27 protein-coding genes and 4 tRNA genes are annotated in these 25810 nt (G+C 53.4%); 17 read left to right on the top strand and 14 right to left on the bottom strand.

What is annotated here, in order from left to right; genetic code table 11:
• Positions 1 to 66: 66 nt before the first annotated feature.
• On the top strand, positions 67 to 1266 hold the full coding sequence (gene prpF / locus CXF87_RS19635) for a 2-methylaconitate cis-trans isomerase PrpF (RefSeq protein ID WP_101147875.1): 1200 nt from the start codon (positions 67 to 69) through the stop codon (positions 1264 to 1266).
• A gap of 57 nt (positions 1267 to 1323) precedes the next feature.
• A complete protein-coding gene (gene prpD, locus CXF87_RS19640; RefSeq protein ID WP_101147876.1) occupies positions 1324 to 2820 on the top strand; it encodes a 2-methylcitrate dehydratase in 1497 nt (498 codons plus the stop codon).
• Between the two features lie 80 nt (positions 2821 to 2900).
• Here the strand turns inward: prpD and CXF87_RS19645 are convergent, their stop codons facing one another.
• Entirely contained in the window at positions 2901 to 3185 is a 285-nt protein-coding gene (locus CXF87_RS19645) for a ComEA family DNA-binding protein (RefSeq protein ID WP_101147877.1), read from the bottom strand.
• 270 nt (positions 3186 to 3455) lie between these two features.
• Here CXF87_RS19645 and pyrF point away from each other — a divergent pair, with 270 nt between their 5' ends.
• On the top strand, positions 3456 to 4157 hold the full coding sequence (gene pyrF / locus CXF87_RS19650) for an orotidine-5'-phosphate decarboxylase (RefSeq protein WP_101147878.1): 702 nt from the start codon (positions 3456 to 3458) through the stop codon (positions 4155 to 4157).
• Between the two features lie 21 nt (positions 4158 to 4178).
• Here the strand turns inward: pyrF and lapB are convergent, their stop codons facing one another.
• The 3 genes from lapB to CXF87_RS19665 form a co-directional block, all read right to left on the bottom strand.
• Complete coding sequence (lapB, locus tag CXF87_RS19655) at positions 4179 to 5384, bottom strand: lipopolysaccharide assembly protein LapB (RefSeq protein WP_101147879.1); 1206 nt, start codon at positions 5382 to 5384, stop codon at positions 4179 to 4181.
• A complete protein-coding gene (locus CXF87_RS19660) occupies positions 5385 to 5690 on the bottom strand; it encodes a LapA family protein (protein ID WP_008959541.1) in 306 nt (101 codons plus the stop codon).
• 98 nt (positions 5691 to 5788) lie between these two features.
• Positions 5789 to 6085, bottom strand: coding sequence for an integration host factor subunit beta (locus tag CXF87_RS19665; protein WP_008959540.1), 297 nt, complete (start codon positions 6083 to 6085; stop codon positions 5789 to 5791).
• A gap of 206 nt (positions 6086 to 6291) precedes the next feature.
• On the opposite strand from CXF87_RS19665, the gene CXF87_RS19670 reads away from it, so the two are divergent.
• Both CXF87_RS19670 and CXF87_RS22200 read left to right on the top strand, forming a co-directional pair.
• Positions 6292 to 6585, top strand: a complete 294-nt coding sequence (locus CXF87_RS19670) for an FAD assembly factor SdhE (RefSeq protein ID WP_008959539.1) — start codon at positions 6292 to 6294, stop codon at positions 6583 to 6585.
• Positions 6545 to 6976 carry a hypothetical protein gene (locus CXF87_RS22200; protein WP_232774969.1) on the top strand — a complete coding sequence of 144 codons (432 nt, stop codon included), beginning with the start codon at positions 6545 to 6547 and terminating at the stop codon, positions 6974 to 6976. Before CXF87_RS19670 ends, CXF87_RS22200 begins: the two co-directional genes overlap by 41 nt.
• 9 nt (positions 6977 to 6985) lie before the next feature.
• On the opposite strand, the gene nadB is transcribed toward CXF87_RS22200, so the two are convergent.
• From nadB to uvrY, 7 genes are all read right to left on the bottom strand, one after another.
• Positions 6986 to 8569 (bottom strand): L-aspartate oxidase, encoded by a 1584-nt coding sequence (nadB, locus tag CXF87_RS19680; protein WP_101147881.1) that lies wholly within the window; start codon positions 8567 to 8569, stop codon positions 6986 to 6988.
• Positions 8570 to 8794: 225 nt separating this feature from the next.
• Positions 8795 to 8881 (bottom strand) — tRNA-Leu (locus CXF87_RS19685).
• 59 nt (positions 8882 to 8940) lie between these two features.
• Positions 8941 to 9014 (bottom strand) — tRNA-Cys (locus tag CXF87_RS19690).
• 77 nt (positions 9015 to 9091) lie between these two features.
• Positions 9092 to 9166, bottom strand: a tRNA-Gly gene (locus tag CXF87_RS19695).
• A gap of 84 nt (positions 9167 to 9250) precedes the next feature.
• Entirely contained in the window at positions 9251 to 9799 is a 549-nt protein-coding gene (gene pgsA, locus CXF87_RS19700; protein WP_101147882.1) for a CDP-diacylglycerol--glycerol-3-phosphate 3-phosphatidyltransferase, read from the bottom strand.
• Between the two features lie 96 nt (positions 9800 to 9895).
• Positions 9896 to 11710 (bottom strand): excinuclease ABC subunit UvrC, encoded by a 1815-nt coding sequence (gene uvrC / locus CXF87_RS19705; RefSeq protein ID WP_101147883.1) that lies wholly within the window; start codon positions 11708 to 11710, stop codon positions 9896 to 9898.
• A 40-nt stretch (positions 11711 to 11750) separates the two neighbouring features.
• The gene (gene uvrY / locus CXF87_RS19710) at positions 11751 to 12401 is read right to left on the bottom strand and encodes a UvrY/SirA/GacA family response regulator transcription factor (RefSeq protein ID WP_101147884.1); all 651 of its coding nucleotides are present in this window, start codon (positions 12399 to 12401) and stop codon (positions 11751 to 11753) included.
• A 206-nt stretch (positions 12402 to 12607) separates the two neighbouring features.
• On the opposite strand from uvrY, the gene CXF87_RS19715 reads away from it, so the two are divergent.
• Positions 12608 to 12683 (top strand) — tRNA-Ala (locus tag CXF87_RS19715).
• Between the two features lie 89 nt (positions 12684 to 12772).
• Here CXF87_RS19715 and argF read toward each other — a convergent pair.
• Complete coding sequence (gene argF / locus CXF87_RS19720; protein ID WP_101147885.1) at positions 12773 to 13693, bottom strand: ornithine carbamoyltransferase; 921 nt, start codon at positions 13691 to 13693, stop codon at positions 12773 to 12775.
• A 210-nt stretch (positions 13694 to 13903) separates the two neighbouring features.
• Here argF and grxD point away from each other — a divergent pair, with 210 nt between their 5' ends.
• The 8 genes from grxD (at position 13904) to CXF87_RS19760 (ending at position 19911) form a co-directional block, all read left to right on the top strand.
• Positions 13904 to 14254, top strand: coding sequence for a Grx4 family monothiol glutaredoxin (gene grxD / locus CXF87_RS19725; protein WP_008959532.1), 351 nt, complete (start codon positions 13904 to 13906; stop codon positions 14252 to 14254).
• A 140-nt stretch (positions 14255 to 14394) separates the two neighbouring features.
• The gene (gene dnaX / locus CXF87_RS19730; protein WP_101147886.1) at positions 14395 to 16344 is read left to right on the top strand and encodes a DNA polymerase III subunit gamma/tau; all 1950 of its coding nucleotides are present in this window, start codon (positions 14395 to 14397) and stop codon (positions 16342 to 16344) included.
• Between the two features lie 59 nt (positions 16345 to 16403).
• Positions 16404 to 16730, top strand: coding sequence for a YbaB/EbfC family nucleoid-associated protein (locus tag CXF87_RS19735; protein WP_101147887.1), 327 nt, complete (start codon positions 16404 to 16406; stop codon positions 16728 to 16730).
• Positions 16731 to 16733: 3 nt separating this feature from the next.
• Positions 16734 to 17339, top strand: coding sequence for a recombination mediator RecR (gene recR / locus CXF87_RS19740; RefSeq protein WP_101147888.1), 606 nt, complete (start codon positions 16734 to 16736; stop codon positions 17337 to 17339).
• A 46-nt stretch (positions 17340 to 17385) separates the two neighbouring features.
• The gene (gene rnd, locus CXF87_RS19745) at positions 17386 to 18522 is read left to right on the top strand and encodes a ribonuclease D (protein WP_101147889.1); all 1137 of its coding nucleotides are present in this window, start codon (positions 17386 to 17388) and stop codon (positions 18520 to 18522) included.
• Positions 18519 to 18833 (top strand): YcgL domain-containing protein, encoded by a 315-nt coding sequence (locus CXF87_RS19750; RefSeq protein ID WP_101147890.1) that lies wholly within the window; start codon positions 18519 to 18521, stop codon positions 18831 to 18833. The genes rnd and CXF87_RS19750 overlap by 4 nt, the downstream gene beginning before the upstream one ends.
• Positions 18834 to 18845: 12 nt before the next feature.
• Positions 18846 to 19421, top strand: coding sequence for an acyl carrier protein phosphodiesterase (locus tag CXF87_RS19755; RefSeq protein ID WP_101147891.1), 576 nt, complete (start codon positions 18846 to 18848; stop codon positions 19419 to 19421).
• Positions 19422 to 19455: 34 nt separating this feature from the next.
• Positions 19456 to 19911 carry a YcgN family cysteine cluster protein gene (locus tag CXF87_RS19760; protein ID WP_101147892.1) on the top strand — a complete coding sequence of 152 codons (456 nt, stop codon included), beginning with the start codon at positions 19456 to 19458 and terminating at the stop codon, positions 19909 to 19911.
• A gap of 11 nt (positions 19912 to 19922) precedes the next feature.
• On the opposite strand, the gene CXF87_RS21835 is transcribed toward CXF87_RS19760, so the two are convergent.
• Complete coding sequence (locus tag CXF87_RS21835; protein ID WP_198556147.1) at positions 19923 to 20078, bottom strand: hypothetical protein; 156 nt, start codon at positions 20076 to 20078, stop codon at positions 19923 to 19925.
• Between the two features lie 253 nt (positions 20079 to 20331).
• The gene (locus CXF87_RS19765) at positions 20332 to 22428 is read right to left on the bottom strand and encodes a S9 family peptidase (protein ID WP_101147893.1); all 2097 of its coding nucleotides are present in this window, start codon (positions 22426 to 22428) and stop codon (positions 20332 to 20334) included.
• Between the two features lie 62 nt (positions 22429 to 22490).
• Between CXF87_RS19765 and CXF87_RS19770 the strand changes: the two genes are divergently transcribed.
• From CXF87_RS19770 to CXF87_RS19780, 3 genes are all read left to right on the top strand, one after another.
• Complete coding sequence (locus tag CXF87_RS19770; protein WP_101147894.1) at positions 22491 to 22916, top strand: hypothetical protein; 426 nt, start codon at positions 22491 to 22493, stop codon at positions 22914 to 22916.
• A gap of 46 nt (positions 22917 to 22962) precedes the next feature.
• Positions 22963 to 23742, top strand: a complete 780-nt coding sequence (locus CXF87_RS19775; RefSeq protein WP_101147895.1) for a class II glutamine amidotransferase — start codon at positions 22963 to 22965, stop codon at positions 23740 to 23742.
• Positions 23743 to 23950: 208 nt separating this feature from the next.
• The gene (locus tag CXF87_RS19780) at positions 23951 to 25636 is read left to right on the top strand and encodes an AMP-binding protein (protein WP_101147896.1); all 1686 of its coding nucleotides are present in this window, start codon (positions 23951 to 23953) and stop codon (positions 25634 to 25636) included.
• The last annotated feature ends 174 nt before the right edge of the window (positions 25637 to 25810 follow it).

The following is a 25810-nucleotide window of genomic DNA, read 5'->3' on the forward strand; positions in this document are numbered from 1 at the left end:
TAGCTTTTCGAACCTAGCTTTTCGAATCAGGCTTAGAGCACCGGGTTATTTTTAGGAGTGGTAATAATGAGCGAGTCAGTTCAAAACAAACATGTGCCGCAGATAAAGATCCCGGCCACCTATATGCGCGGCGGCACCAGTAAAGGCGTATTTTTTAAGCTCAATGATCTACCCGAAGCGGCCCAGCAGCCGGGCGTAGCGCGGGATCAGTTGCTACTGCGCGTCATCGGCAGCCCCGACCCTTACGAAAAACAGATTGATGGCATGGGCGGGGCGACCTCAAGTACCAGCAAGACGGTGATTCTGTCGAAAAGTAAGTCAGCCGAACACGATGTAGATTACCTGTTTGGCCAGGTCTCTATCGATAAGCCCTATGTTGATTGGAGCGGCAACTGCGGCAACCTATCGGCGGCGGTTGGCCCCTTTGCGATAGCCAACGGCCTAGTTGATGCATCACGCATTCCGGAAAATGGTGTCGTCGAGGTAAGAATCTGGCAGGTCAATATTCAGAAAACCATCGTTTCCCAGGTACCTGTTGTGAATGGTCAAGTGCAGGAGACAGGCGATTTTGAGCTGGATGGGGTGACATTTCCCGCGGCTGAAATTCCAGTAGCTTTTAAGGATCCGGCGGACGGCGAGGGAGCAATCTTCCCCACTGGCAACCTAATCGATGAACTGGACGTCCCGGGCGTGGGAATGCTGAAAGCCACCCTGATCAATGCCGGTATACCCACGATATTCATTAATGCCGACGATATTGGCTACGTGGGTACCGAGCTTCAGGATGTCATCAATGGCGACGGTAAAGCGCTTGCGATGTTTGAAGCCATTCGTGCCCATGGCGCATTACGAATGGGGCTGATAAGCGACATCAGTGAGGCCGCTAACCGTCAGCACACACCCAAAGTGGCGTTTGTGGGCCCGCCAGTGGATTACCTCTCTTCGAGCGGTAAGAGTGTGAATGCTAGTGATATCGATCTGGTGGTGCGAGCGCTCTCGATGGGCAAGTTGCATCACGCCATGATGGGCACGGCCGCCGTCGCCATTGCCGCTGCAGCTGCCATTGAAGGCACGCTGGTGAATCTGGCAGCAGGAGGTGGCGGTCAACGTAACGCGGTCACTTTTGGACACCCTTCCGGCAGCTTGCGTGTTGGCGCTGAAGCAAACTTGGTCGAGGGGCGGTGGCATATCGAGCAGGCGGTGATGAGCCGTAGTGCCCGGGTATTGATGGAAGGAGTGGTGAGAATTCCTGGGGACAGCTTTTAGGGCGCGTTTCTTGAGCCATACTGAGTAATAGGTGATTCAACAGTAGGAGAGAGCGCTATGTCTACCAGACCATCTGCCACATCCGAAGCCAATGAGCGGCCCGATTACGATCCCGAGCTGCAGGCCATTGCCGATTATGTCCTGAACTATCAGGTGGGTTCCCAAGAGGCGCTGGAGACTGCGCGTTACTGCCTGATGGATACGCTTGGCTGTGGGCTCTTGGCACTACGCTTTCCGGAGTGTACCAAGCACCTTGGGCCGATAGTTGAAGGCACGGTGGTGCCGTTTGGAGCGCGAGTCCCAGGCACAACGCTGCGTCTTGATCCAGTCAAAGCGGCATGGGATATCGGCTGTATCATCCGCTGGCTGGACTATAACGATACCTGGCTTGCCGCCGAGTGGGGCCACCCCTCCGATAATCTTGGTGCCATTCTGGCGGTAGCCGATCACCTCTCTCAGCGGCGAGTTGCTCAAGGTGAAGCACCGCTTGTGATGCGTGATGTGCTTGAAGCAATGGTTATGGCCCATGAAATACAGGGTGTACTGGCGCTGGAAAACAGCTTTAATCGGGTTGGACTCGATCACGTGGTGCTAGTAAAGGTGGCGTCTACTGCGGTGGCCGCCAAGTTGTTGGGCGCCAATCGTGAGCAGGTGCTGTCGGCGCTTTCCCATGCGTGGGTCGATGGTCAGAGCCTACGAACTTATCGTCATGCGCCCAACGCAGGTTCGCGGAAAAGCTGGGCCGCGGGGGACGCCACTTCACGGGGCGTGCGCTTAGCGGATATCGCCCTGCGCGGTGAAATGGGTATTCCCAGCGCGCTGTCGGCGCCCCAATGGGGCTTCTACGATGTGCTGTTTAGCCACACCAATAAAGATTTGAGCCTGAAACCAGAAGCGGAGCGACGGCTGCGTTTCCAGCGCGAGTTCGGCAGCTACGTGATGGAGAATATCCTGTTCAAGATCGCTTTTCCTGCTGAGTTTCATGCTCAGACGGCTTGTGAAGCTGCGGTAATCCTTCATCCTCAGGTGAAAGATCGTCTGGCTGACATCGATAAGATCGTGCTGACCACTCATGATTCGGCTATCCGTATCATTTCCAAAACCGGGGCGCTCGCTAACCCAGCGGACCGCGACCACTGCTTGCAGTACATGACCGCGGTGCCGCTTATCTTTGGCGAGCTGACCGCTGATCATTATGAAGATAGTTTTCACGCGGCTCATCCGCTGATTGATGAGCTGCGGGGCAAGATGGTGGTAGAGGAAAACGCGGGATATTCGGCGGATTACCACGACCCAGAGAAACGCTCGATCGCTAACGCGGTGCAGGTCTTTTTTAAGGATGGTAGAGCGACAGATAAAGCCGTGGTGGAGTATCCATTAGGCCACCGGCGTCGGCGTGAAGAGGGTATGCCACTGTTAGTTGATAAGTTTAAGCGACATTTGGCGATGCGATTTCCAGCAAGTCGTTGCCAAAAAATTGTTGATGTATGCAGTCACCGGTCAACGCTTGAAGCATTACCGGTACACAAATTTATGGATGAATGGGTGATATAGCCCTTGGTGCTCAATGCATCTCACTAAAAATACCCGGTGCGCTTAAGCGCTACCGGGTTATGGTTGTTTGCACCGTTAAATTACTCTTCAAACGTTACTTGATCGCGCATGCGATCGACGGTGGCAGGCCCAATGCCACTGACACGTTCAAGGTCTTCAGCGCTTTCAAAGGCACCATTGGTTTCGCGCTCTTCAATAATGGCTTCTGCTCGGCTTGGGCCAATGCCCGGTAATTCGGCCAGCAGTTCAGCATCGGCGGAATTCACATTGATGGGCGCCACCTCTTGTGCCAGCACGCCACTGGAAATTCCCAAGCTAAGGCTAAGCAGAAGTGCGGCTAAGGTTCCTTTAATAGTCATGTTCATCCTCGATAATCCTTTTAATAACATTTGGTGTCATAGATGTGGTGCGCGAAGTTCAGAGGAGGTGATGTTATGCGCCTGAATTGTCGTTTAGCGTTATGAACGCTGCTGCACTATCAACTTAGCTTTTTTTAATGAGTGAATATGTCAGCGATGTACGACAGCGGTTGTAAGTTTTTAGCTATAGCTCTATGGCAAATAGCTTACATCGTGAGGAGGCGAGGAGGGGTGAGAGGCTGGTATAATGACAAAAACTACTTTCGGAGCAACTATATGGCCACTGAATCCCCGATCATTATTGCGCTTGACTACCCTTCGCTAGATGCGGCGCTGTGCATGGCTGATCAGTTAGACCCTGCCCGCTGCCGCGTTAAAGTAGGTAAAGAGTTGTTTACTCGCAGTGGCCCCGCCGTGCTTGAAGCGTTGCATGGACGTGGTTTTGAGGTGTTTTTGGACCTTAAATTTCACGATATACCCAACACGGTTGCCAGCGCCGTGCAGGCAGCGGCGGAGCAGGGTGTTTGGATGGTCAATGTTCATGCCAGTGGCGGTCAGCGGATGATGGAGGCGGCTATGCAGCGTCTGGAGCAACACGGTTTAACCACCTACTTAATTGCGGTTACCGTATTGACCAGCATGCAGGCCGAGGACTTAGCAGATGTTGGTATTAATGCACCGCTGGCTGAGCATGTAGAGCGCTTAGCGCTGCTGGCGAAGCAAAGCGGCTTACACGGTGTTGTCTGTTCGGCTCAAGAGTCCGCTCGAATTAAAACACTTTGTGGTGATTCGTTCTTAAAAGTAACCCCTGGAATTCGCCCTAGTTTTGCAGCGTCTAATGATCAGCAACGGATTATGACGCCTAGCCAAGCTATACAGGCAGGAAGCACGCATTTAGTTATTGGCCGACCCGTTACTCAGGCCGCAGACCCTATGATAGCTCTTGAGGCGATTGAGGCCGAACTAGCGATTGCATAAACGGCGCTGTTTATTCTGTCGCTATTCACCTTCTACGCCGATAACTGGCTTGATAGTCCCCCAGTAGCGGCAACTGGGGCATTGCCACTGGAGCGCATCACTCGCAAATCCACAGTGTCGGCAGCGGTGGCGGGTGCGATTAAGCAAAAGCGCATCGGTGTGGTGTTTTAGTAGCAATAAACGCGTGTCAGGAGAGGATTTTCCGTTTAGCCGCTGGCTCTCAATATACAGGTCAATCAAATAATCCAGCCCGCCCAAGCTTGGCACTGCGCGCAACCGTTCGCCGATCAACTCAATGGCTTTGTCGACGCCGTCGCGCTGATGCACGAGCTGTCCTAGTGCAATAATAATGCTGGTGTAGGGCGCTTGCTCAAGCAGGCGGTAAAGGTGCGCCTCAAACCCCGCTACATCGTTACGACGCAAATAGGCATTTTTAAGAGCAGGCAGCATAGTAGGAATATGGGCTATTTCCTGGCGCGGGATATTATCTAATCGCTCAATAGCGCGCCCATAGTGGCCGTTATCCATCTCCAATTCAGCCAAGAGCAGGGTGGCGCGAACGCAACTTTCATCTAGCTGTAGGGCTTTTTTTAGATGCTTTTTAGCAAGCGCTCGACTGGCTTCGCTGATCTCCTTAATGGCCAGCTCGCACAGCCAATGCGCGGCAGGGCGACGCAGCTTGGGGTGCTGTTTAAACAGCGGTTGAATCACTTCCAATGCTTGGTGCCAGGCTTTTTCACGCTCTAATAAATCCACCAGTAGCTGTTTGGCAGCATAGCGGAGCTCATCGTTGCTGCTGTGCTCCAGCAGTGTGTTAAGAAGACGCTGTGCGCGATCGTGTACCCCCAGCGCCATGAAGTCTCGGGCAAGCTCCAGCTGAACCTGTTCATTGGTATGCTGCGACAGCGCAGGACGCGCTAAGAGGTTTTGGTGAATGCTGACCGCTTTATCCGCCTCGCCACGGGCGCGAAAAAGTTTGCCAAGAGCAATGTGGGTATCCACCGTATCGCTGTTAACGGCTAGCACGTTGATGAACGTGTTGATCGCTTCGTCGGGCTGCTCGTTAAGGAGGTAGTTTAGCCCGACAAAGTAATCTCTCGACAGTGCCTGTGAGGACGCTGAGGGCGGTTGAGAGCGATGTCGACGGCGTCCAGCTTGGTGGTAGCCCAAGCCATAACCGATGGCAATAGCGACCAACAATACGCTTAGCAGCGCGACATCCAGCATTTATGCTAGTTCCTTGAACTCCTGGGTGCGCAAGCTATCTAGCTCTTTGCGTTGCTGCTTATTATGGCGCTGGCTACGGGCCAATGTTGCTTTTAGGCGGACATACACACCTAACATGGCCAGCATGCCCAGTACGACGCCAAGCACCAGTGTCGCCAATAACCAAACAGAGAGCGATACGGCTGGCAGCTCCAGCCAAATAAGGTTCAAGGCAATCGTTTGCTGATTGTTAACGGCAAACAAAATACCTACGAGCACTACGATCAGCAAAATAACGGCCAGAATAAGCCCTTTGATCCAACGCATGTGAGTTTCCTAGTCTGTGACGTTCACGGTAGCGCTATTGTGTACGACTCAAGCGGCGGCGTCATCCCGCAGAAGGTCGGATAACGCAAAAGCCGCCTCTAATAGCCGAGTGCGCGACTAGCGTCTACCTGTTCACGTAGCTCTTTCCCAGGCTTGAAATGCGGCACATATTTGCCTTCAAGATCAACCGCATCGCCTGTTTTTGGGTTACGCCCTACGCGCGGTTCCCGGTAGTGCAAAGAAAAGCTGCCGAAGCCACGGATCTCAACGCGACCACCGCTGGCGAGAGAATCCGTCATATCGTCCAGGATAATACGCACCGCTGTTTCAACATCTTTGGCGGACAATTCCGGCTGACGCATCGCAATTTGTTCGATTAATTCAGATTTAGTCATCGGTTAGCTCCCTGCGAACATTGAAGGCCGTGACGCGCTCTCGGCCTCACTCACATCAAATTCAGCATACTGCTCAATTCAGTATAAAACAATTCAGATAAAACAAGGTTCTAGACTGATTAATAGCATAGGCGAAGGAGGGCGCTGGCGCGACCCCACAGCTTAGGTATACTGGTGCTTCATTTATTTGATCGGAGCGGCTGACGTTGAACGACGACAATTCCCCTGCAGCCATTTTGCGCAAACGGCTTTATTGGCACTCGCGTCGCGGTATGTGGGAGCTAGACCTTCTGCTAATTCCGTTTCTTGAACAGCGTTTTGATCATATTAGCGAAGCGGATCAACTGGCCTATCAGCAGCTAATTGAAGGTGAAGACCAGGACCTGTTTGTCTGGCTAATGCATCGAGAGTGGCCTGAAGAACCTAGCCAGCGGCGTATCGTACAAATGATTGTTGAACATGCTGAAACCACCGATAATTCTGCCTATCGTACCCTCTAGGCAGTGGCGGTTAACGCAGTGCTGTCTGTTGATTGGAATAGCGGGGCTTAGCTACTGGGTTGGGGGCAAACCAGCGGTAGTGGCTGTAGCCGTGGTTGGGGGTGCTCTTGTGTGGCGTGGTTATCAGCGTCAACCGACAGGAGTGCTCTCTTTGATATCAACAGGCTCGCTGTTTTATGGCCGCTGGTTGCCGTGCGAGCAGCGGCCTGCTGAGAACGACCAGCCGCTGAACGCGCTTAACAATAAGGAGTATCAAGTGCGCTGCGACTATTTAGGGCCCTGGTTAATAGGGCTTTATGTTGGTAAGCAGCGGGTTTGGTTATGGCCTGATAGCGCTCCTTCTGAGCAATTGCGCGAAGTACGCAAGTTATTTCATCGCCCCGGCCAATAGTGCCGTGATCTAGCGCCTTTTTTCTAAATCTTGCAAAGTCAGTGTCGAAGCAGCGGCTATCGTCTGCTGCTGTGGCCAATCCGTGGTGTAGTGCAAGCCACGCGACTCATGCCGCTGTTGAGCCGCAAGTACCGTTAGGCGTGCTAACTGCAGGGCTTGATGTAAGCGTTTACCTTCCGGGGCTGCTAATGCGCTTTCTACTTCTTCCAGCGAATTTAACAGTACCTTCAGCTGCTTTTGAGCCGTATTTAGCCCTGTCGCGTTACGCACAATGGAGACATGCTGGCTCATGATGGCCCGCATGCGTTGGCGGATATCGCTAAGCATTACTGTGGGTAAAGTGGCTGTTGCCGGTAAGGCAGGGGGCTGAAATTTCTCTACGGGTGTGAGGTCATCTTGGGCCAGTAGAGCACGAGCACAACTGCGTGCAAACACTAGGCATTCTAACAATGAATTGCTGGCCATCCGGTTGGCACCATGTAGGCCCGTGCAGGCCGTTTCGCCAATGGCATATAGGTTCATGACATGAGTGGCGCCTTGCAGGTTGGTTGCGACACCGCCGCAGCTATAGTGTGCCGCAGGTACTACCGGAATAGCTTGCTGGGTAATATCAATGCCGCGTGAGGCGCAATGGGCCAGAATGGTGGGGAAATGGTGGTGAATTGCCTGCTTACCTAAATGGCGAATATCCAGCCATACATGGCCCCGCGTGCCGCGCTGTATTTCGGCGTCAATAGCACGAGCCACTACATCGCGGGGGGCGAGCTCTGCGCGTTGATCCAGCGCCAGCATAAAGCGCTGCCCATTTTCATTGAGCAAATGGCCGCCTTCACCGCGAACCGCTTCGCTAATTAAGAACGCCGGGCCTTCCGGATCAAAGAGGCAGGTCGGGTGAAACTGCTGAAACTCAAGGTTCATCAAGCAAGCGCCTAGTTCGGCAGCCATCATCATGCCTTCGCCGCTGCTAGGAGCTGGCGTGGTGGTGTGACGGTAAAGACCACTGGCCCCGCCGGTCGCTAATACAGTATGACGCGCAATGAGCGAGTGCCACTGCAGGTTAGCATCGCAGCCATAGGCGCCGCGGCAGGCGCCCTGTTCATCCTGCAGTAATCCCACCACGGTGAGATCGTTGCGCTGGGTAATGTTGGGGTGCTGCGCCACGTTGTTTAACAGTGTATCCACCACGGCGCGGCCGGTGGCATCATCCGCGTGGATAATACGCCGGGCATTGTGGCCGCCTTCACGGGTCAGGTGATAAGGGTAGCGAGCGCTGGGGTCAGTCTCTGGCGTAAAGGGCACGCCATTATCAATCAGCCACTGAATGGCGGCGGGGCCATGGGTAACGGTAAAGCGAACCGCTTTTACATCGCATAGTCCATCGCCAGCAATCAGCGTGTCGCTGATATGCGCTTCGAGATCGTCATCCGGAGAGAGAACCGCTGCTATACCGCCTTGCGCCCAGCGGCTGGCGCCCTGATCATCTTGAGCGGGGCGAACCAGCGTTACTGACATATGGTCAGCAATTTCTAGGGCAAGAGTTAATCCCGCTACGCCGCCGCCAATGATAAGGACATCAGATATTGGCGTGCTCATAGTGCCCGCTCCTTCATCATGCTGACTAAAATCTTGTAAGCCGTTACTGTTGCTAGCTTCGCGTCGTGCTCATTGACAGAAGGCAGGCATCATAGCGTGGTGATACGCGTTTAGCGATATTTAGGCGCTGATAAATGCTTAGTAAGGTGCCGCGGGAAAAGATTGCAGAATAGCGATAGCAGAAGGGGGAGTGATACTAGAAAGGATAAGAATGAAACTAAGAAATGGTGCCCGGAGCCGGACTTGAACCGGCACGGGGTTGCCCCCGAGAGATTTTAAGTCTCTTGCGTCTACCGATTTCGCCATCCGGGCAAAACATCGTAATGCTGTTTTAAAAAAGAGGTCTTTAAAACATCACTACTACACAAAGATGGAGGCTGGAGTCGGAATCGAACCGGCGTACACGGAGTTGCAGTCCGCTGCATAACCACTCTGCCATCCAGCCTCAAAAGTCGTTGAAGCGAGAAAGTAGATTCGACCGGGCTGGCGTTCCAGCTTACGACCTCGTCTTCAATTTCGCTTTGGAGCGGGAAAGGAGATTCGAACTCCCGACCCTCGCCTTGGCAAGGCGATGCTCTACCACTGAGCTATTCCCGCTCGACTCGAGGGCGAATTATACGGATCACCGCCAGCTTGTCAATCAATGAATTGGGGCGTGTTCATTATTTACTTATCAGCAGCTTACATTGAGCGGCTAAGATGTGGCCAGGCGGCTTTCAAGTACTGGATCATGGACCATAACGTGAGAATAGCAGCGGCATAGAGCACCATAATACCTAACAGTGCAAATTCGTGCGCTGGTGGAAGCGCCAGCAAGATTAGCAGTGACACCATTTGTAGTGTTGTTTTCAATTTGCCCACCCAGGACACGGCCACCATGCCACGCTTGCCCATTTCGGCCATCCATTCACGCAGCGCCGAAATGACAATTTCACGACCAATAATCACCAGTGCTGGGAGCGTGAGTACCAGAGTGTCATAGCGCTCTATTAATAGCGCCAGGGCCACGACGACCATAAGTTTGTCGGCCACCGGGTCTAAAAAAGCGCCAAAAGGCGTTGACTGATTCCAGCGCCGTGCCAAATAGCCGTCCAGCCAGTCGGTAATGGAGGCTAACGCAAATAAGCCTGCCGCCACGGGCATGCTCCAACTGAAGGGCAGATAAAACAGCACCACTAGCAGCGGAATAAAGGCGATTCTCGCCAGTGTCAGTATGTTGGGTATATTCATCGCAGGGTGCGATCCTTGCCGGAAAATCAGAGGATTCGAAGTGTCTGGCGCTTATTCTATCCCCCTTGGCCGATAGCATCTATGCCAAGAGGCGGTTTATCCATTGAGCGCTCGGTAAATACTCTCAGCTAGCGAGGCATTAATACCTGGAACGCGAGCGAGTTCATCGCGGCTAGCCTTTTGCACGCCCTGCAGGCCGCCAAAGAAGCGCAGCAGCTCACGCCTACGCTTGGGGCCGATGCCAGGAATATCCTGAAGTGTAGAGGTGCGTCTCGCTTTATCACGCTGGGCGCGGTGGCCTGCAATGGCAAAACGGTGCGATTCATCGCGAATGTGTTGGATTAAATGCAGGGCCGGTGAGGCCGGATCCAGGTCGAGCGGGTTGTCAGCGGTTTCCACAAACAGGCTTTCAAGCCCCGCTTTACGCGTGGTGCCTTTAGCGACGCCCAGTAGCATGATATTGGTGATATCGAGCTCTTTAAACACCTCGCGGGCCATATTGAGCTGCCCCTTGCCGCCGTCAACGATCAATATGTCAGGCGCCACCGCTTCGCCGCTTTTCACCCGCTTAAGACGCCGGGTGAGCGCTTGCTGCATGGCGGCGTAGTCATCGCCCGCGGCCACTCCTTCAATGCGGAAATGGCGGTAGTCACTTTTACGTGGGCCCTGATGATCAAATACAACGCAAGAAGCAACCGTCGCTTCACCATGGCTGTGACTAATATCAAAACACTCCAGGCGTTGAGGCGTTTCTTCCAAGCCGAGTGCTTTCTGTAGAGCAGTAAAGCGCTGAGTAAGCTGCGTTTGGTTGGCAAGCTGCGACGCCAATTGCTGCTCCGCGTTGGTAATTGCAAGCTGTTGCCACTGGGCGCGGTGGCCGCGCACTTGACTGGTGACGCGGATACGTTTGCCCGCCTGCTGCGTCAACGCTTCGGCAATCAGCTCACTATCGTCGAGTGGGTGGCTGGTAATGACTTCGCTAGGAACGTTATGCGGTTGGCCAAAATAATATTGGCTAACTACTTCAGTGAGCAGTGTCTCTAGCGGTAAATCTAGATCGTTTTTAGGCGTGTGATGGCGAGCCCCCAGCAGGCGTCCGTCGCGAACACTGAGAACAGAAACGCCTAGCGCGCCGGGTCGCTGTGCCAAGGCAAAAATATCTGCATCACCACCGCCTGTATCGACAAACTGACGCTGCTGAAGCTGTCGCAGCTGCTGAACTTGATCGCGTAGGCGAGCGGCTTCCTCAAAGTTCAGCGCTTGGCTGGCCGCTTCCATTGCCTCCATCAATTCTTGGGTGACATTTTCGCTTTTGCCTTCCAAACACATCACCGCATGTTCAACATCGCGCTGGTAATCCTCGGCGGAGATATAGTCGACGCAAGGAGCGCTACAGCGCTGAATTTGATACTGCAAACAGGGGCGCGAACGGTGCGCAAACACGCTGTCTTCGCAGTTCCTAATATGAAATATTTTTTGCATCAGCGCTAGGCTTTCCCGTACCGCACCACTGCTGGGGTAAGGGCCTAAATAGCGACCGTCATCGCTACGTTGACGAGCGCGTTTATACTCAAGTGCCGGGTAAGGGTGGCGGTCGGTGACAAACACAAACGGGTAGGACTTATCGTCGCGCAACAAAATGTTGTAAGGCGGACGCAGTTGCTTAATCAGCGTCTGTTCGAGCAGCAGGGCTTCAGTTTCAGTCCGCGTCACGGTGACCTGAACGTCGGCGATGCGTCCGACCATGGCCTGGGTTTTGGTATTCAGCTGGCCACGGAAATAGCTGGCAAGGCGCGCTTTTAAGCGCTTTGCTTTGCCTACATAGAGCGTGTTGCTTTGTTCATCAAGCATACGATAAACACCAGGAGAGGTACTTACCGAGCTTAGAAACTGTTTTGCATCAAAGGTCATATCAGCGTGTCGGTACCCGATAACAGCAGGGAAAATTGAGTTATATCTGGGCGGCGTCAAACCCCTCGACTAACCCGTGGCGGAGCGCTAAATGAGTGAGCTCAACGTCAGTAGCAATCTGTAGTTTATCAAACAGTCGATAGCGATAGGTATTTACTGTTTTAGGGCTTAAGTGCAGGCGATCTGAGATGTCTTGTACGCGTTGGCAGTTAACAATCATCAGGGCAATCTGTAGCTCGCGATGGGAGAGGTGGCTAAACGGATTATCCTCATTGGTAAAGTGTGAAAGGGCTAAGCGTTGCGCAATTTCCTGACTGACATATCGTCGACCATGAAATACTTGGCGTATGGCGTCGGTCATCTCTATTGCGTCTGCGCCTTTGCTTAAAAATCCTGAGGCACCAGCTTCCAGCATGCGACGCAGTACGCTGTCTTCCATGTGCGCGGTCAAGATCAATACCTTGACGTCCTCTATTGTGCGGTGAATGCGGCGTGTCGCTTCCAGCCCGCCGATGCCCGGCATGCGTATATCCATTAGCACAATGTCGGGCTTCAAATGGCGACACTGTGTCACTGCATTTTCACCGTCGTCGACCTCGCCCACAATTTTAATGTCACACTCTTCGTTTAGCAGGTGCGCAATACTGGTTCTTACTAAATGATGATCATCGGCGATAAGTACACTGATCAATGGATAGGCTCCTGCATGGAAACATCGTGGGCTCAGGCGTTGGCCTTGTACGCTACTTTATATTGCTGACTACATATCTTGCTAACGACATATAGAGTGCCACAGCTGGCGGCAAAGGAGAATTAGTCAACGCTGGTGGTTCAAAAACTTGACCGAGGTAAATGTTCATCGTAGTATCCGCCTCGCTGTCGAAAAGAGCAGCATGTGGGGCCTTAGCTCAGCTGGGAGAGCGCAACACTGGCAGTGTTGAGGTCAGCGGTTCGATCCCGCTAGGCTCCACCAAAATTAAATATAATCCTGATAATATTTATCAAGATTATAGAAAAAAGCCTCGTTGATTAAACGAGGCTTTTTTTCGTCTCCAGTAAAGATTACTCAGCAACCCTGCCCAGCAGTAAGAACTCGATCAGCGCTTTTTGTGCATGTAGGCGGTTACCGGCTTCCTGCCAAACAACGGCGCGGGGGTCATCAAGCAGCGTCTGGCTGATCTCTTCGCCGCGGTGTGCTGGCAGGCAGTGCAGGAACAGCACCTCTTGATTCGCCTGATCAAGCATCGCTTCGGTTACCTGGAAGCCAGCGAAATCCGCCTCACGTTTGGCCTGTTCTTCTTCTTGGCCCATGGAGGCCCAGACATCGGTGGTGATCAGGTCGGCGTCTTTGACCGCTGCTTGCGGGTCATGCAGCAATGTTATCTGGTCACCAGCGGCCGCCATGATGTCGGCGCGTGGCTCGTAGCCTTTCGGGCAGCATATGCGCAAATGAAAACCGAACTGACGGGCCGCATTGATCCAGGAGTGGCACATGTTATTGCCATCACCAATCCATACTGCCGTGCGGCCCTTTACGCTGCCGCGTAGCTCGGTCCAGGTCATTACGTCGGCAAGCAACTGGCAGGGGTGATAGTCATCACTCAGAGCGTTAATAACCGGCACGCTGCTGGCGCTGGCGTATGCCTCCAGGCCTGCGTGGGAGAAAGTACGGATCATTACCGCATCGACCATTTCCGACAGTACGCGAGCGGTATCTTCGATCGGCTCGCCGCGGCCTAGTTGGGTGTCGCGAGGGGAGAGAAATAGCGCGTGACCACCAAGCTGTGCCATACCCGTTTCGAATGAAACTCGCGTACGTGTTGACGATTTTTCAAAGATCATCGCCAGGGTGCGGTTGGGTAAGGGTGTATAAACAGGGCCTTGGGCTTTAAGGTTGGTCTTGATGGTAATGGCGCGCTGGATCAAATAATCCAGCTCATCCGGGGTCAAATCCAACAGCGTTAGGAAATGGCGTGTCGCCATAAGGGCTTCTCTCCGCGCAAAAACACTATCCTAGCTATGCAGCAGGGGATGCGCAACGCGAATGGCATGCGTAGAATAGACCCACACGTTAAAGCCGAGCGCTCTACTCAGGTACTTTTTCTAGTGCTACGTTCAAATGCTAGATTTAAGTGCTACGTAGCTAAGCAACGGAGTAGTTAAGCATCGGTCATCAATAAGCGAGGAAATAGTATGAGCACTACCGCCGAAAACATTCAGCGTCAAATCAGCGAAAACCCGATCCTTATTTTCATGAAAGGGTCGCCACAGTTGCCACAGTGCGGGTTTTCCGCCCAGACCGTGCAAGCCTTGATGAGCTGCGGTGAGCGCTTTGCATTCGTTAATGTTCTGGATAACCCGGACATTCGCGCGGAACTGCCAAAGATTGCAAACTGGCCGACATTTCCTCAGTTGTGGGTAGAAGGCGAGCTAGTCGGTGGCTGTGACATCGTGGTGGAAATGCATCAAAACGGTGAGCTGGAAAAACTGGTGAAAGCAGCTGCCGAGCGCGCTGGTGCTGCAGAGGGTGGTGACAACGCTTAAGTGTTGTTGAGCACTCCGCCCTAAGCGGTTGGCGGGCTATGGTGCAACCGCTAGAATGACACATTGTTATGCACCGTGGCACTTACCTTGCGCTGTCTTCAGCGCGAGGTAAGTTAGCCCGCTGAAGGAAGTACAGCTTCATGAGCTATCAGGTTCTGGCCCGCAAGTGGCGACCCCGCACATTCCACGAACTCGTTGGTCAGGCCCATGTTCAACGCGCCTTGGTAAATGCCCTTGATCAGGGACGTTTACATCATGCGTATCTTTTTACAGGTACCCGTGGGGTGGGTAAAACCACCTTGGCGCGCATACTCGCCAAATGTTTGAATTGCACGGCCAACGGGCGTGGTGATGAAGGCATTACCTCTACCCCCTGTGGGCAGTGCGATAGCTGCCAAGCCATTGATGAAGGACGCTTTGTTGATCTGATTGAGGTCGATGCAGCCTCTCGAACCAAGGTGGAAGATACCCGCGAGCTACTCGATAACGTTCAGTACGCGCCGACCCAAGGGCGCTACAAGGTGTACCTGATTGATGAGGTGCACATGCTCTCCACCAGCAGCTTTAATGCGCTGCTGAAAACGCTGGAAGAGCCGCCCCCTCACGTTAAATTCCTACTAGCGACCACCGATCCGCAAAAGTTGCCGCCGACGGTACTCTCGCGCTGCCTGCAATTTACCCTCAAACATATGCCGCCTGAGCGCGTAGTGGAGCACCTCACTTACGTACTAGGGGAAGAGGGCGTTGCATTTGATGAGAGCGCGTTGTGGCTGCTGGGTAAAGCGGCCGAAGGTTCAATGCGCGATGCCATGAGCCTGACCGACCAAGCCATCGCGTTTGGCCAGGGGGCGGTTCGCCATGCGGATGTGGCTGCCATGCTGGGCACCTTGGATCATCGTCATATTCTTGGGTTAGCAGAAGCCCTGGCCGATGTGGATGTGCAGCGCTTACTGGCCGAAGTGGCTGAGTTGGCAGAACAAGGCCCTGATTTTGCCGCGGTGCTGGATGAGCTTTCCAGCATTCTGCACCGCTTGGCGGTGGCGCAAATGGTGCCGGATGCGGTTGATAATAGTCACGGCGACCGCGATGTTATCCTACATCTAGCGAGCCGCTTTACCGCCGAGGACATTCAGCTCTATTACCAAATCGGTATTCAGGGCCGCGGGGATATGGTGCACGCACCGGATCTGCGCAGCGCCCTGGAGATGACGCTGCTGCGCATGCTGGCGTTTCGTCCTCAAGGCGTACCGAAACCGCCGCGTACACCGCTGCCCCTGCGTCGCGAGCCTACAGGTGAGGCAGCGTCAGAAACGAATACTCACGTTCCCGTGCCGGCCACGGTTTCATCAGCGCCCACGCCAGAAACGAAAACAACGCCTGACATTCAGACCATTCCAGAAGCGCAGTCCACGCCAGAAGCGCAGCCAGAACCCCAAGCCGAGCCCCAAGCCCTACCTGTCGCTGAAGAGGAGGCGCCGTTACAAGAGCTCCCTCCTTGGATTGTCGAGAATGAAACACCATCGTCAGAGGTTGGCGCGCCTGATCAAGGCCCCGAGTCCGCGGCTATGGTTGAGCCAGCGCCTGTAGCAGAATCAACAACAGCGCCGGAACCGGTTTCATCGCCAGCGCCCGAGTTGACAGCAGACCCTGCTCCTGCGCAGGAGGAACCTGCTTCGGTGGCCTCGGCTGGTATGCTGGACAACGCAAAATGGTTGCAATGCTTTGATGCACTCGGGCTGGGCGGTTTGACGCGCAACCTGGCAGGCAACTGTCTGGTCGAAAGTGATGATGGCACATTGCTGACCCTTCGCCTGGACCCTAGCCAGGAGGCCATGCAGGCGGAGGTGCACCAAACCCGTATTGAGCGGGCGCTAAAAGAGCAGGGCATGCCGCGGCGAATAGCGTTTTACGTGGCTGAGTTGTCTAATAGCCTGGAAACACCCCGGCAGCGCGAAGAGCGTCTTAATCACGAGCGTCATGCCCAGGCGGTTGATCTACTCAATCACGACCCCCATGTACAGAAATTACAGCAGGCGTTTGGAGCAAAGCTGATAGAATCCAGCGTTAAGCCAGCCGATGAAATGCGCTAAGCTGTCTCACACATCATTGCAATAGCGACCTATCTTTTAACCACGTTGGAGATTAGACCATGCTTAAAGGTGGAATGGGCAACTTGATGAAACAAGCCCAAGAGATGCAGGAAAAAATGCAGCAAGCCCAGGAAGAAGTCGCCAAAGCCGAAGTGCAGGGTGAGGCGGGTGCCGGTATGGTTAAGGTCACGATGAATGGTCGACATGACGTATCAAAAGTGACCATTGACCCCAGCGTTATGGAAGAAGACAAAGAGCTTTTGGAAGATTTGCTAGCCGCGGCAGTCAACGATGCGGTGCGTAAATTGGAAGTTAGCTCTAAAGAAAAAATGGAAGCAGCGACCGCTGGCTTGAACCTTCCGCCCGGCTTTAAGATGCCGTTCTAAGCAATGCGTTTTTCTCCTCTCGTTGAGCAGTTGATGGATGCTTTTCGCGTACTGCCAGGCGTTGGGCCTAAAACGGCTCAACGTATGGCGATGCACCTGCTTGAGCGTGAACGCCCAGGGGGACAGCGACTCGCTGCAGTTATTCAACAAGCCATTGAAGAAGTGGGCTATTGCCAACGTTGCCGCACACTCACTGAAGCCGATATTTGCATGCTGTGCGAAAGCCCACGCCGCGATGATGCGTTGCTGTGTGTGGTGGAGTCACCTGCCGATCAACTAGCGATTGAAGAGGCCGGCGGCTTTAAAGGCCGCTACTTTGTGCTGCACGGCCACCTCTCACCGTTAGATGGCATTGGCCCAGAATCGATTGGTTTGGATTTGTTAGAAGCACGTGTCGCAGAAGGGCTCGTCGAAGAAGTGGTGTTGGCGACGAACCCTACTATCGAGGGGGAGGCGACAGCTCACTATATTGCCTCGCAGTTAGCAGAATATGGCGTCAAACTCTCGCGGCTTGCCTATGGCGTCCCGATGGGCGGTGAGCTGGAGTATGTTGATGGCGGCACCTTGAGTCGCGCGTTTAATGGTCGCCTGCCTTTTGCCAGCGAATAAGCCTATCTAAACGCAAGCGCTTTAGCGCTTGCGCCAACTTGGAAGAATGCTTTTGTCCTCTCTTACTCCCTCTTTTCAATGGCTTGATACTCCAGAGGCGCTTGATGCTGCGTGCGATCAAGTAGCTGATGCATCTGTGATTGCTCTGGATACCGAGTTTTTCCGAGAGAATACGTTCTTTCCAGTGCCTGCGTTGATTCAGTTCACCGCGGGTGAAGAGGCTTATCTAATTGATCCTGTGGCTGTCCCGTGTACTGATAAATTCCGTGCTCTGCTGCAAAACAGTGCGATTAAGTTGCTCCACTCCTGTAGCGAGGACCTGGAAGTTTTTCAGCACTGGGCAGGCGTGTTACCCGTACCTTTAATTGATACTCAGGTAGTACAAGGCTTTTTGGGTGAAAATCCAGGAATGGGGTATCAAAAACTGGTTGAATTTTGGGTCGGTGAAACTTTACCTAAAGAGGAAACGCGCTCAAACTGGTTAGTGCGCCCGCTGTCGCCTGCGCAGTGCCATTACGCCGCGCTGGACGTTATCTATTTATTGAAAGTCTGGGCGCTACAGGCTGAAAAGCTCACTACGCTAGGTCGTCGCGAGTGGGTGGAGGCTGAGTGTGCTAGCTTGATTGAACAGGCCGGGCGTAGCGTTGATAGCGATCAACAGTGGTATACCCGTCAACGTCAATTATGGCGCTTGATGCCCCGTCAAATGGAGGCGTATCGGCTGATGACCACATGGCGTGAAGGCGAAACACGTCGTCGCGATTTGCCGCGTAATTGGCTAATTAGCGATAAATTGCTGTTCGCCATCGCCGAAAAGATGCCCAGCAACCGCTTCGAACTCGCTGAGGTGGAAGGCGTTAAGCCGGTGCTAATTAAAAAAGAGGGTGATGCTCTTTTGGCAATGGTGAAGCAGGCGCAGCATTGCGATGAAGCGTCACTGCCGACACGTTGGCCAGACCCGATGCATCCATCGTTCAAATCGCGCTTTAAGGCACTCAAAAAAGCGGTGACGGCTAAAGCCAACGACTTAGGTGTGGCACCGGAAATGCTGCTGCGCCGCCGTGATATTGAAACATTGGTGATGCAGGACTTGGCGGGCGAGCCTTGCACCTGGCCGAGCGGTTGGCGGGGAGAGTATTTGAATGCTGCGCTGGCCCAGGCCCTTGAGGAGCGACCATCATGAGCGACAAACTGATTTGCGAGGTGTTCAAAAGCTCGCGTAAAGATGAAATGTATTTGTACGTAGATAAACGTCAAGGATTGGCAAATATTCCAGCGCCACTGCTGGAAACGTTTGGTAAGCCGGTGCCGGTTTTTACCATGCTGCTAACGGCTGATAAAAAGTTGTCACGTGTTAATGCGGCTGATGTGGTCGAAGGTATTAACGATAAAGGCTTTTATTTACAGATGCCGCCGCCTAAAGAGGCCTACTTGCTCGACATGCATCGCGCCCATGTGGCCTCGCATTCTAATATGCGTTCTGACGATGAGTAGCGTTAGCTTTACATGAATTTTCTTGCCCATGCTTGGCTCGTCAGGGCGGGTAGCGATGATTTTCTCTACGGCAATTTAATTGCCGATGGGGTTAAAGGGCGTGACTTAAGTGATTGGCCCGCGGCCACGGCGCTAGGCATTCGCCATCATCGCCGGGTGGATGCCTGGGTGGATAGTCATCCGAGCGTTGTGAATGCGCGGCGACGCGCCCCGCCTGCTCAGCGCCGCTATGCGGGCATTGCGCTCGACATGGTGTGGGATCATTTTCTGGCCCGTGATACGGCGGGGCAGGCTGACCAGGAAGTGATTGTAAAACGCTGCTATCGACTGCTCTTAGCACGCTCTGCGCCGAACCGGCTGGCGGGCATGGTGCCATCACTTGTCGAGCACGACTGGTTAAGAGGCTACGCTGATTTTGCGTTTACCTGCCGCGCCGTGGCGGGAATCGGCCAGCGATTGTCTGGCCCGAATCAGCTTGCCGCTCTGGTGCCCTGGCTGCACGACGATTACCAAGCGCTAGAGGACGACTTTCAAGCTTTATGGCCAGCGCTGTTGGCAGAATTAAGCCACACTGATACACCACCATAGGACGTGTTTCAGTGTGGTAGTGAAGGAGAAAACGATGGAAACCGCGATGCGTGAGCGTTTTTGGGAGCGCTATACCCTAGAAGAGTTGACGCCCCAGGAGTGGGAAGCGCTATGTGACGGCTGTGGGCAGTGCTGCCTGCTAAAGTTGCACGACGAGGATACCCAGGAACTGGCAGTGCTGAACGTGGCTTGCCGCCTGCTGGATATCCATAGCTGCCAGTGCAGCGATTATGAGAACCGTTTTAAAACGGTTCCCGACTGCACCCAGCTTACTCCTGCCTTAGTAAAAGAATTCACCTGGTTACCACAAAGCTGTGGTTACCGGCGAGTGGCAGAGGGACGCAAGCTGGCGGGCTGGCATCCGCTGTTAAGCAATGACGCCGAACGGGTTCACCGTAAAGGGATCAGTGTGCGTAGTTTTGCCGTTTCTCAAGATGAGGTGCCTGAGCAGCAGCTGGAGTCACACATCATTGCCGTGCTGCCGATGTAATCCCTTACGTTTTAAGCGCTGGGCTGGCGCTTTGGGGTATCCCAAATAGATAAAAACGCTTCTTTAACCGGTGAAAGTACTTTTTTAGCTGGCGTCTGGTTAGCGGGTTTGGCGCTAGTCTTACGAGGAGCGTCCCAAATTGTCGGGAAGTGATCTTGGTATTTCATAGCTTTTATTGACTCCTAAAGAGCTGTCATAAGCATTGGGCTTATAAAATGAGCTTATAAGCCGCGGGCTTATAGATTGAGATTAGACGTTAGTGTATGCGACTAAGGTGTAGCATGAGGCAGAAGTGTGGGCGAGTGAATAGCTTGTGGAAAATATTTTCATAAAATTTTTCATAAAATTAAGTCTGGCTATTAAAAAGCAGCGCCGTAGCACTGCCAAGAAGTAGATATAAGTTATAATTAATAATTTGCGTCAGCTAGTTTGAGAGTGCTTTGCCAATCCCAACGCCCAAAGAATAAACGCATCTTGCCGCGCCGTATCGCGCCAGGCTTTGAAACGCCCCGATGCGCCACCGTGTCCGCTGCTCATATCCGTACGCATTAGCACCGGCGCTGAACCCTGCTGCTGCCGTGATACCTGGGCATAAAACTTGGCTGGCTCCCAGTAGCTGACTCGGGTATCAAACCAGCTGCCTTCAATCCACAGGGCTGGGTAAGCCTGCGCCTTGATATTGTCGATAGGGGAGTACGCGGCTATTCGCTCGGCCACTTCTGGGTCTTCGGGGTTCCCCCACTCGCTGTACTCTGCGGTCGTCAGGGGAAGTTCCGGATTCTGCATCGTACGTAGTACGTCCAAGAAGGGTACATCCAGCAAGGCAGCGCAGAAAGCGTCAGGCGCACGGTTTATACAGGTGCCAACCAGTAGCCCGCCGGCGCTAGCGCCGTAGGCCACTACATGCTGCGGATCACTAACGCCTTGCTCAACCAGTGCCTCGCGAGCTGCCAGGAAATCATGGAAGCTGTTTTCCTTATGGGCCATCTTTCCGTTTAAATACCAGGGTTCACCACGCTCACCGCCACCTCGAACGTGGGCAACAGCAAAAGCTGCGCCGCGCTCTAGTAGCTCTAACCGGGCGATAGAGAACCAAGGATCTAACGCCTCTCCATAAGCACCGTAGCCATACAGCAACGTGGGTAAAGGCTGATTCGCTAGGTCGGCGCGCATGACCACCGATACCGGTACCTGCTCGCCGTCATGGCTGGTGGCCCATAGACGCTTACTGATTAATTGTTCAGGCTGAAGATTGCCATATACGGGTGCACGTTTGAGTAGCGTTCGTTCGCCGCTGGTGAGATCAAACGCGAACCAGCTGGGTGGCTGGGTAAACGACTCTTCGCGTAAGCGCAGTACTTGGCTATCAAAATGCGGTGCATCTTCCAGCAGTTGCGAACATGGCTGTTCGGGCAGAGCCAGGTACTCATCCAACGTGCAGGCATGCTGTGCGTCAAACACTAATCGCCTTAAACGCACCTGCGCTTGGTCATGATCGCGCTCACCCAGCATCAGCCCCCAGGAGAACGCATCGACGCCTTCAAGCGTGGCCTCTTCACGGTGACCGATTAAGGTTAGCCAACCTAATTGGCGCTGGCCAAGCTGGCTTTCCTGCAGATAATCAAGCTGGAAGTGAGCGCCTGCTTGATTATGCAGTCGATAAAAGCTGCCCGGGCGGTGATCAATGCTGTACTCCACCCCCGCTTGGCGCTGCTGAATGCACCGCGGCGTCTCGGCAGGGGAGTGCGCTGGCAGCAGATGAATTTCACTGGTGTCCTTTGAGCCGCTTTCGAGCAGTAGCCATGACCGTGAACGGGTTTTGCCGATGCCAATCCAGAACTCCGGGTCGTCCTCACGCAGCACCAGCTCAGGCGCTAGTGAGGCGCTGGGGTTAGCCAGGCTTAGTAGGATGCGCCATACGCTATCGGGGCGCTGAGTGTCATCAAAGCGGGTAAATAGTAGGGTGGCGGTGGTGGCCGTTTGATCTTCTGCCCAGCATAGGCCAGCGCCAATATCGCTAAGCAGTTGCACGGGTGATCCGTTAGGCAAGGCTTTCAACCAGAGCGTAAAACGTTCATCGCCTTGGGTATCTTCTGTCCAAGCTAGCCACTGCTCGTCGGGTGAAAGCGCCATGTCGCCCATGTCGTAAAAGTTATACTCGGCGGCGCGGGCGCTAACGTCGAAGAAGCACTCATATTGTTCAGGTTGGTTATTGGGATGACGCCACCAGCTTGGGTAGTCGTCTTTGGCGCCGGTCTTGCTCCAGAACGTAAAGTGATCAAGCGGTGTCTTAAGGCTGGTGACGGCTAGTTCACGGCGAGCCAAGTGGCTCTGGTATAACGCTTCCTCCAGCGGAGCTAGCGGGGTAAACCAATCGGCTTGTTGCTGGTTGGCGGCTTCTAAAAAGTCACTAACGTCAGCGTTATCACGCTCTTCTAACCAGTGCCATTGCGGGTCATTAGCGCGATAATAGCGCGCAGCGGGTAAGTCTGAGTATATGCCGAGCTGTGCTTTCATAAATTGATAGGTACCATAACGGGAAATCAACGTCGGGTGAGTTCACCCACATGAGGGGTATTATGCTGTTTGCAAATTCAACGTCACTGCTGTGGTTGAGTTATTACGGTCTGTCGCTGTTAGTGATTGTCGCGGTCTACTTTGCGTTTGTTTTTCTGCCTCGCTTACCGCGTCTAGTGCTGACTTGGGCAGTCGCAGGTGCCATATGGGCGCCTGCTGGTTTCCGGTTGCCGCTGATTGAAGAGGGTGAATTCTATACCGGTTGGGCACCTTCGGCGATGGTGGCAGCGGTTGGCTTTTTAGAAAATAACGGTTCAGCGCTGCGTGGCGGGCTGATGTGGCTGGTGTTGGGTATGGCGCTAGGCGCGCTTATTGGTGTCGCCCTGTGGTGGTGGCGTCGTTCTAGCAATGCTGAGTATGTGACACAAGAAGAGGAACCTAATGATGACCAGCCGCCTTCTCGTCGTCGTGAACCGGTGATTGGTTAATGAGCCCCTTAACCAACCCTTCGGTGTTTAAGCATGTGTGAAGCGTATGTGTGAATTGCTTGGCATGAGCGCCAATGTGCCTACGGATATCTGCTTTAGCTTTTCGGGCTTTTTGCATCGCGGTGGAGGCACCGGCCCCCACCGTGATGGATGGGGTATCGCCTTTTATGAAGAGGGCGGTTACCGCGATTTTCGTGACCCCCACCCCTCTGTCAATTCGCCCATTGCGCGGCTAATTTGCGACTATCCCATTAAGTCTAATGTGGTGATCAGCCATATTCGTCAAGCGAATGTGGGCGGCGTGAAGCTTGCCAATACCCATCCTTTCACCCGTGAAATGTGGGGGCGTCCCTGGTGCTATGCGCATAATGGCCAATTAAGTGGCTGGGAGAGTCTAGCGTTAGGAAACTACATCCCGGTTGGTAGCACCGACAGTGAGTACGCCTACTGCTGGTTAATGGGAGAGCTTCGCCGTGAGTTTCCTACCCCACCTGCGGAACCCGAAGTTCTTTGGGAGCGCTTGCACCAGTTATGTGAGCAACTCAGAGCATTGGGCGTATTCAACATGCTGCTCTCTGATGGATGCTATTTATATACGTTTTGCGCCACCAAACTAGCCCACATTACTCGCTGCGCGCCTTTTGGTGATGCGGAACTTTCTGACGCTGAAATGACGGTGAATTTTGCCGAACATACCACGCCTGACGACATCGTTTCAGTGATTGCCACTGAACCTCTCACCCACAACGAAGCCTGGCAGCGCATGGTGCCGGGTGAGCTATTAGTATGGCGCGACGGAGAAATCCAGGCGCGTTACTGTCCATAAACGCACGAACTACTAAATTGTAATGAGAGAAGCAGCCAATAAAGCAAACCCGACCATGGGCTAAAGTTGAAACGTAAGTTTCAATCGATCGTTTTACAGCCTGTTGTAGGTCGTATATCGTTGGGCTTCTTAACTTATTTTTCAGACAGAGCTTAGCGACAACAACAAGGTCGGTGACTTACGCCGACGCCAATAGCGGAGATTGCCCATGAGCGAACACGCCAACGCCGCCGTTTTACGTGGCCCAGCGCTTGAAGGGTTGGATCAATACGATTCAGTCACGGATGTTTTTCATACCGCAGTAGAACGTTTTAAGGACAAGCCTGCATTTTCCTGTATGGGGAAAACGTTAACCTTCGCCGATCTTGACCGCCTGTCAGCAGACTTTGCCGCTTGGCTGCAGCACGAAACCGACCTCGTCCCCGGCGATCGGATCGCTATCCAGCTACCTAACGTACTGCAGTTTCCGGTGGCGGTATTTGGCGCACTTCGGGCAGGGCTGGTGGTGGTGAATACCAACCCGCTATATACCGAGCGGGAAATGGCTAACCAGTTCAAAGACTCCAATGCTAAAGCCATTTTAATCTTGGCCAACATGGCGGATAAGCTGGAGAAAGTGCTCGATAAAACAGACATCAAGCACGTGCTAGTCACTCAATTAGCTGACTTGCACGATGTGCCCAAGCGCTGGCTAATCAATGCTGTGGTAAAGCACGTTAAAAAAATGGTGCCGGTCTATTCGCTACCCAGTGCAATTGGCTTTCGCGATGCGCTGAAAAAAGGTGCCTCGTTAAGCCATACCGAGGTCAAGAGAACGCATGATGATCTAGCTGCGCTTCAATACACCGGGGGTACGACGGGAATGCCGAAAGGGGCGATGCTGACCCATCGTAATCTAATCGCCAATATGCTCCAGGCCCGCGAAGCCATTGGCGCCCATTTAACCGATGGCGAAGAGCTAGTCATTGCGCCGCTACCGGTTTATCACATCTACACATTTACCGTTAACTGCTTATTTTTAATGGAAACGGGCAACCACTCTCTGTTGATTACCAATCCTCGCGATTTGGATAGCTTTGTCAAAGAGCTTAAGGGATTGCCGTTCACCGCTTTCATCGGCCTCAATACGCTGTTTAATGCGCTATGTAACCGGGACGATTTCAAGCAGCTCGATTTCTCCAAGCTGAAACTGACAATCTCAGGCGGCATGGCGCTGACGAAAGCGGCGGCGCAGCGCTGGGAACAAACCACAGGTTGTCCAATTGCCGAAGGTTACGGCCTAACGGAAACCTCGCCTATCGTAAGCTTCAATCCCACCGATGCGATTCAGTTGGGCACCATAGGTAAACCGGTTGCTGGTACTGCTGTGAAAGTCGTTGATGCGGATGGTAATGATGTGCCAATGGGCGAACCTGGGGAGCTGTGCGTTCAAGGGCCTCAGGTGATGAAGGGTTACTGGCAGCGTGAAGATGAAACCCGCGTTTCTATTGATGGAGATGGCTGGTTCCACACCGGTGATATCGCCGTGCTGCAGGATGATGGCTATATCCGCATCGTGGATCGTAAAAAAGACATGATCCTGGTCTCCGGCTTCAATGTTTATCCTAACGAAGTCGAGGATGTGGTAGCTGCCCACCCGGACGTTCTTGAATCGGCAGCGGTGGGTGTGCCGGACGAAAATGCTGGCGAAGCGATTAAGCTGTTTGTGGTGAGCAAAAATAGCCAGCTTGATGAGAAAACGCTGCGTGACTGGTGCAAAAAAGAGCTAACCGGCTATAAAGTGCCTAAAATCATCGAGTTTCGAGATGAGCTGCCCAAAACCAACGTGGGCAAAGTACTTCGCCGCCAGCTGCGCGACGAAGAGCCTTCAAAAACGTCATCAGATAGTCATTAATAAACACTCGATTAGCGGGCGAGGGCAGGTTGTAACAAGGGTCTTTCGCCATGGCCGGAAAATATTCCTGACAATTCCGGCATTTCCGCCATCCATGGCGGTCAGGTGGCGAAAGTAGCGCCCACGGACGGGTTCACAGCGCCCTTGTGGAGACCTGGACTCGCCCACTTTCTG

This window comes from Halomonas sp. MES3-P3E (assembly GCF_002836035.1).
Lineage (GTDB): Bacteria > Pseudomonadota > Gammaproteobacteria > Pseudomonadales > Halomonadaceae > Vreelandella > Vreelandella arctica.

Excerpts from the sequence above, each read along its gene's own strand:
- prpF (WP_101147875.1), top strand. The coding sequence starts at position 67 with ATGAGCGAGTCAGTTCAAAACAAACATGTGCCGCAGATAAAGATCCCG.
- prpD (WP_101147876.1), top strand. The coding sequence starts at position 1,324 with ATGTCTACCAGACCATCTGCCACATCCGAAGCCAATGAGCGGCCCGAT.
- CXF87_RS19645 (WP_101147877.1), bottom strand. The coding sequence starts at position 3,185 with ATGAACATGACTATTAAAGGAACCTTAGCCGCACTTCTGCTTAGCCTT.
- pyrF (WP_101147878.1), top strand. The coding sequence starts at position 3,456 with ATGGCCACTGAATCCCCGATCATTATTGCGCTTGACTACCCTTCGCTA.
- lapB (WP_101147879.1), bottom strand. The coding sequence starts at position 5,384 with ATGCTGGATGTCGCGCTGCTAAGCGTATTGTTGGTCGCTATTGCCATC.
- CXF87_RS19660 (WP_008959541.1), bottom strand. The coding sequence starts at position 5,690 with ATGCGTTGGATCAAAGGGCTTATTCTGGCCGTTATTTTGCTGATCGTA.
- CXF87_RS19665 (WP_008959540.1), bottom strand. The coding sequence starts at position 6,085 with ATGACTAAATCTGAATTAATCGAACAAATTGCGATGCGTCAGCCGGAA.
- CXF87_RS22200 (WP_232774969.1), top strand. The coding sequence starts at position 6,545 with ATGCTGAAACCACCGATAATTCTGCCTATCGTACCCTCTAGGCAGTGG.
- nadB (WP_101147881.1), bottom strand. The coding sequence starts at position 8,569 with ATGAGCACGCCAATATCTGATGTCCTTATCATTGGCGGCGGCGTAGCG.
- pgsA (WP_101147882.1), bottom strand. The coding sequence starts at position 9,799 with ATGAATATACCCAACATACTGACACTGGCGAGAATCGCCTTTATTCCG.
- uvrC (WP_101147883.1), bottom strand. The coding sequence starts at position 11,710 with ATGACCTTTGATGCAAAACAGTTTCTAAGCTCGGTAAGTACCTCTCCT.
- argF (WP_101147885.1), bottom strand. The coding sequence starts at position 13,693 with ATGGCGACACGCCATTTCCTAACGCTGTTGGATTTGACCCCGGATGAG.
- grxD (WP_008959532.1), top strand. The coding sequence starts at position 13,904 with ATGAGCACTACCGCCGAAAACATTCAGCGTCAAATCAGCGAAAACCCG.
- dnaX (WP_101147886.1), top strand. The coding sequence starts at position 14,395 with ATGAGCTATCAGGTTCTGGCCCGCAAGTGGCGACCCCGCACATTCCAC.
- CXF87_RS19735 (WP_101147887.1), top strand. The coding sequence starts at position 16,404 with ATGCTTAAAGGTGGAATGGGCAACTTGATGAAACAAGCCCAAGAGATG.
- recR (WP_101147888.1), top strand. The coding sequence starts at position 16,734 with ATGCGTTTTTCTCCTCTCGTTGAGCAGTTGATGGATGCTTTTCGCGTA.
- rnd (WP_101147889.1), top strand. The coding sequence starts at position 17,386 with ATGCTTTTGTCCTCTCTTACTCCCTCTTTTCAATGGCTTGATACTCCA.
- CXF87_RS19750 (WP_101147890.1), top strand. The coding sequence starts at position 18,519 with ATGAGCGACAAACTGATTTGCGAGGTGTTCAAAAGCTCGCGTAAAGAT.
- CXF87_RS19755 (WP_101147891.1), top strand. The coding sequence starts at position 18,846 with ATGAATTTTCTTGCCCATGCTTGGCTCGTCAGGGCGGGTAGCGATGAT.
- CXF87_RS19760 (WP_101147892.1), top strand. The coding sequence starts at position 19,456 with ATGGAAACCGCGATGCGTGAGCGTTTTTGGGAGCGCTATACCCTAGAA.
- CXF87_RS21835 (WP_198556147.1), bottom strand. The coding sequence starts at position 20,078 with ATGAAATACCAAGATCACTTCCCGACAATTTGGGACGCTCCTCGTAAG.
- CXF87_RS19765 (WP_101147893.1), bottom strand. The coding sequence starts at position 22,428 with ATGAAAGCACAGCTCGGCATATACTCAGACTTACCCGCTGCGCGCTAT.
- CXF87_RS19770 (WP_101147894.1), top strand. The coding sequence starts at position 22,491 with ATGCTGTTTGCAAATTCAACGTCACTGCTGTGGTTGAGTTATTACGGT.
- CXF87_RS19775 (WP_101147895.1), top strand. The coding sequence starts at position 22,963 with ATGTGTGAATTGCTTGGCATGAGCGCCAATGTGCCTACGGATATCTGC.
- CXF87_RS19780 (WP_101147896.1), top strand. The coding sequence starts at position 23,951 with ATGAGCGAACACGCCAACGCCGCCGTTTTACGTGGCCCAGCGCTTGAA.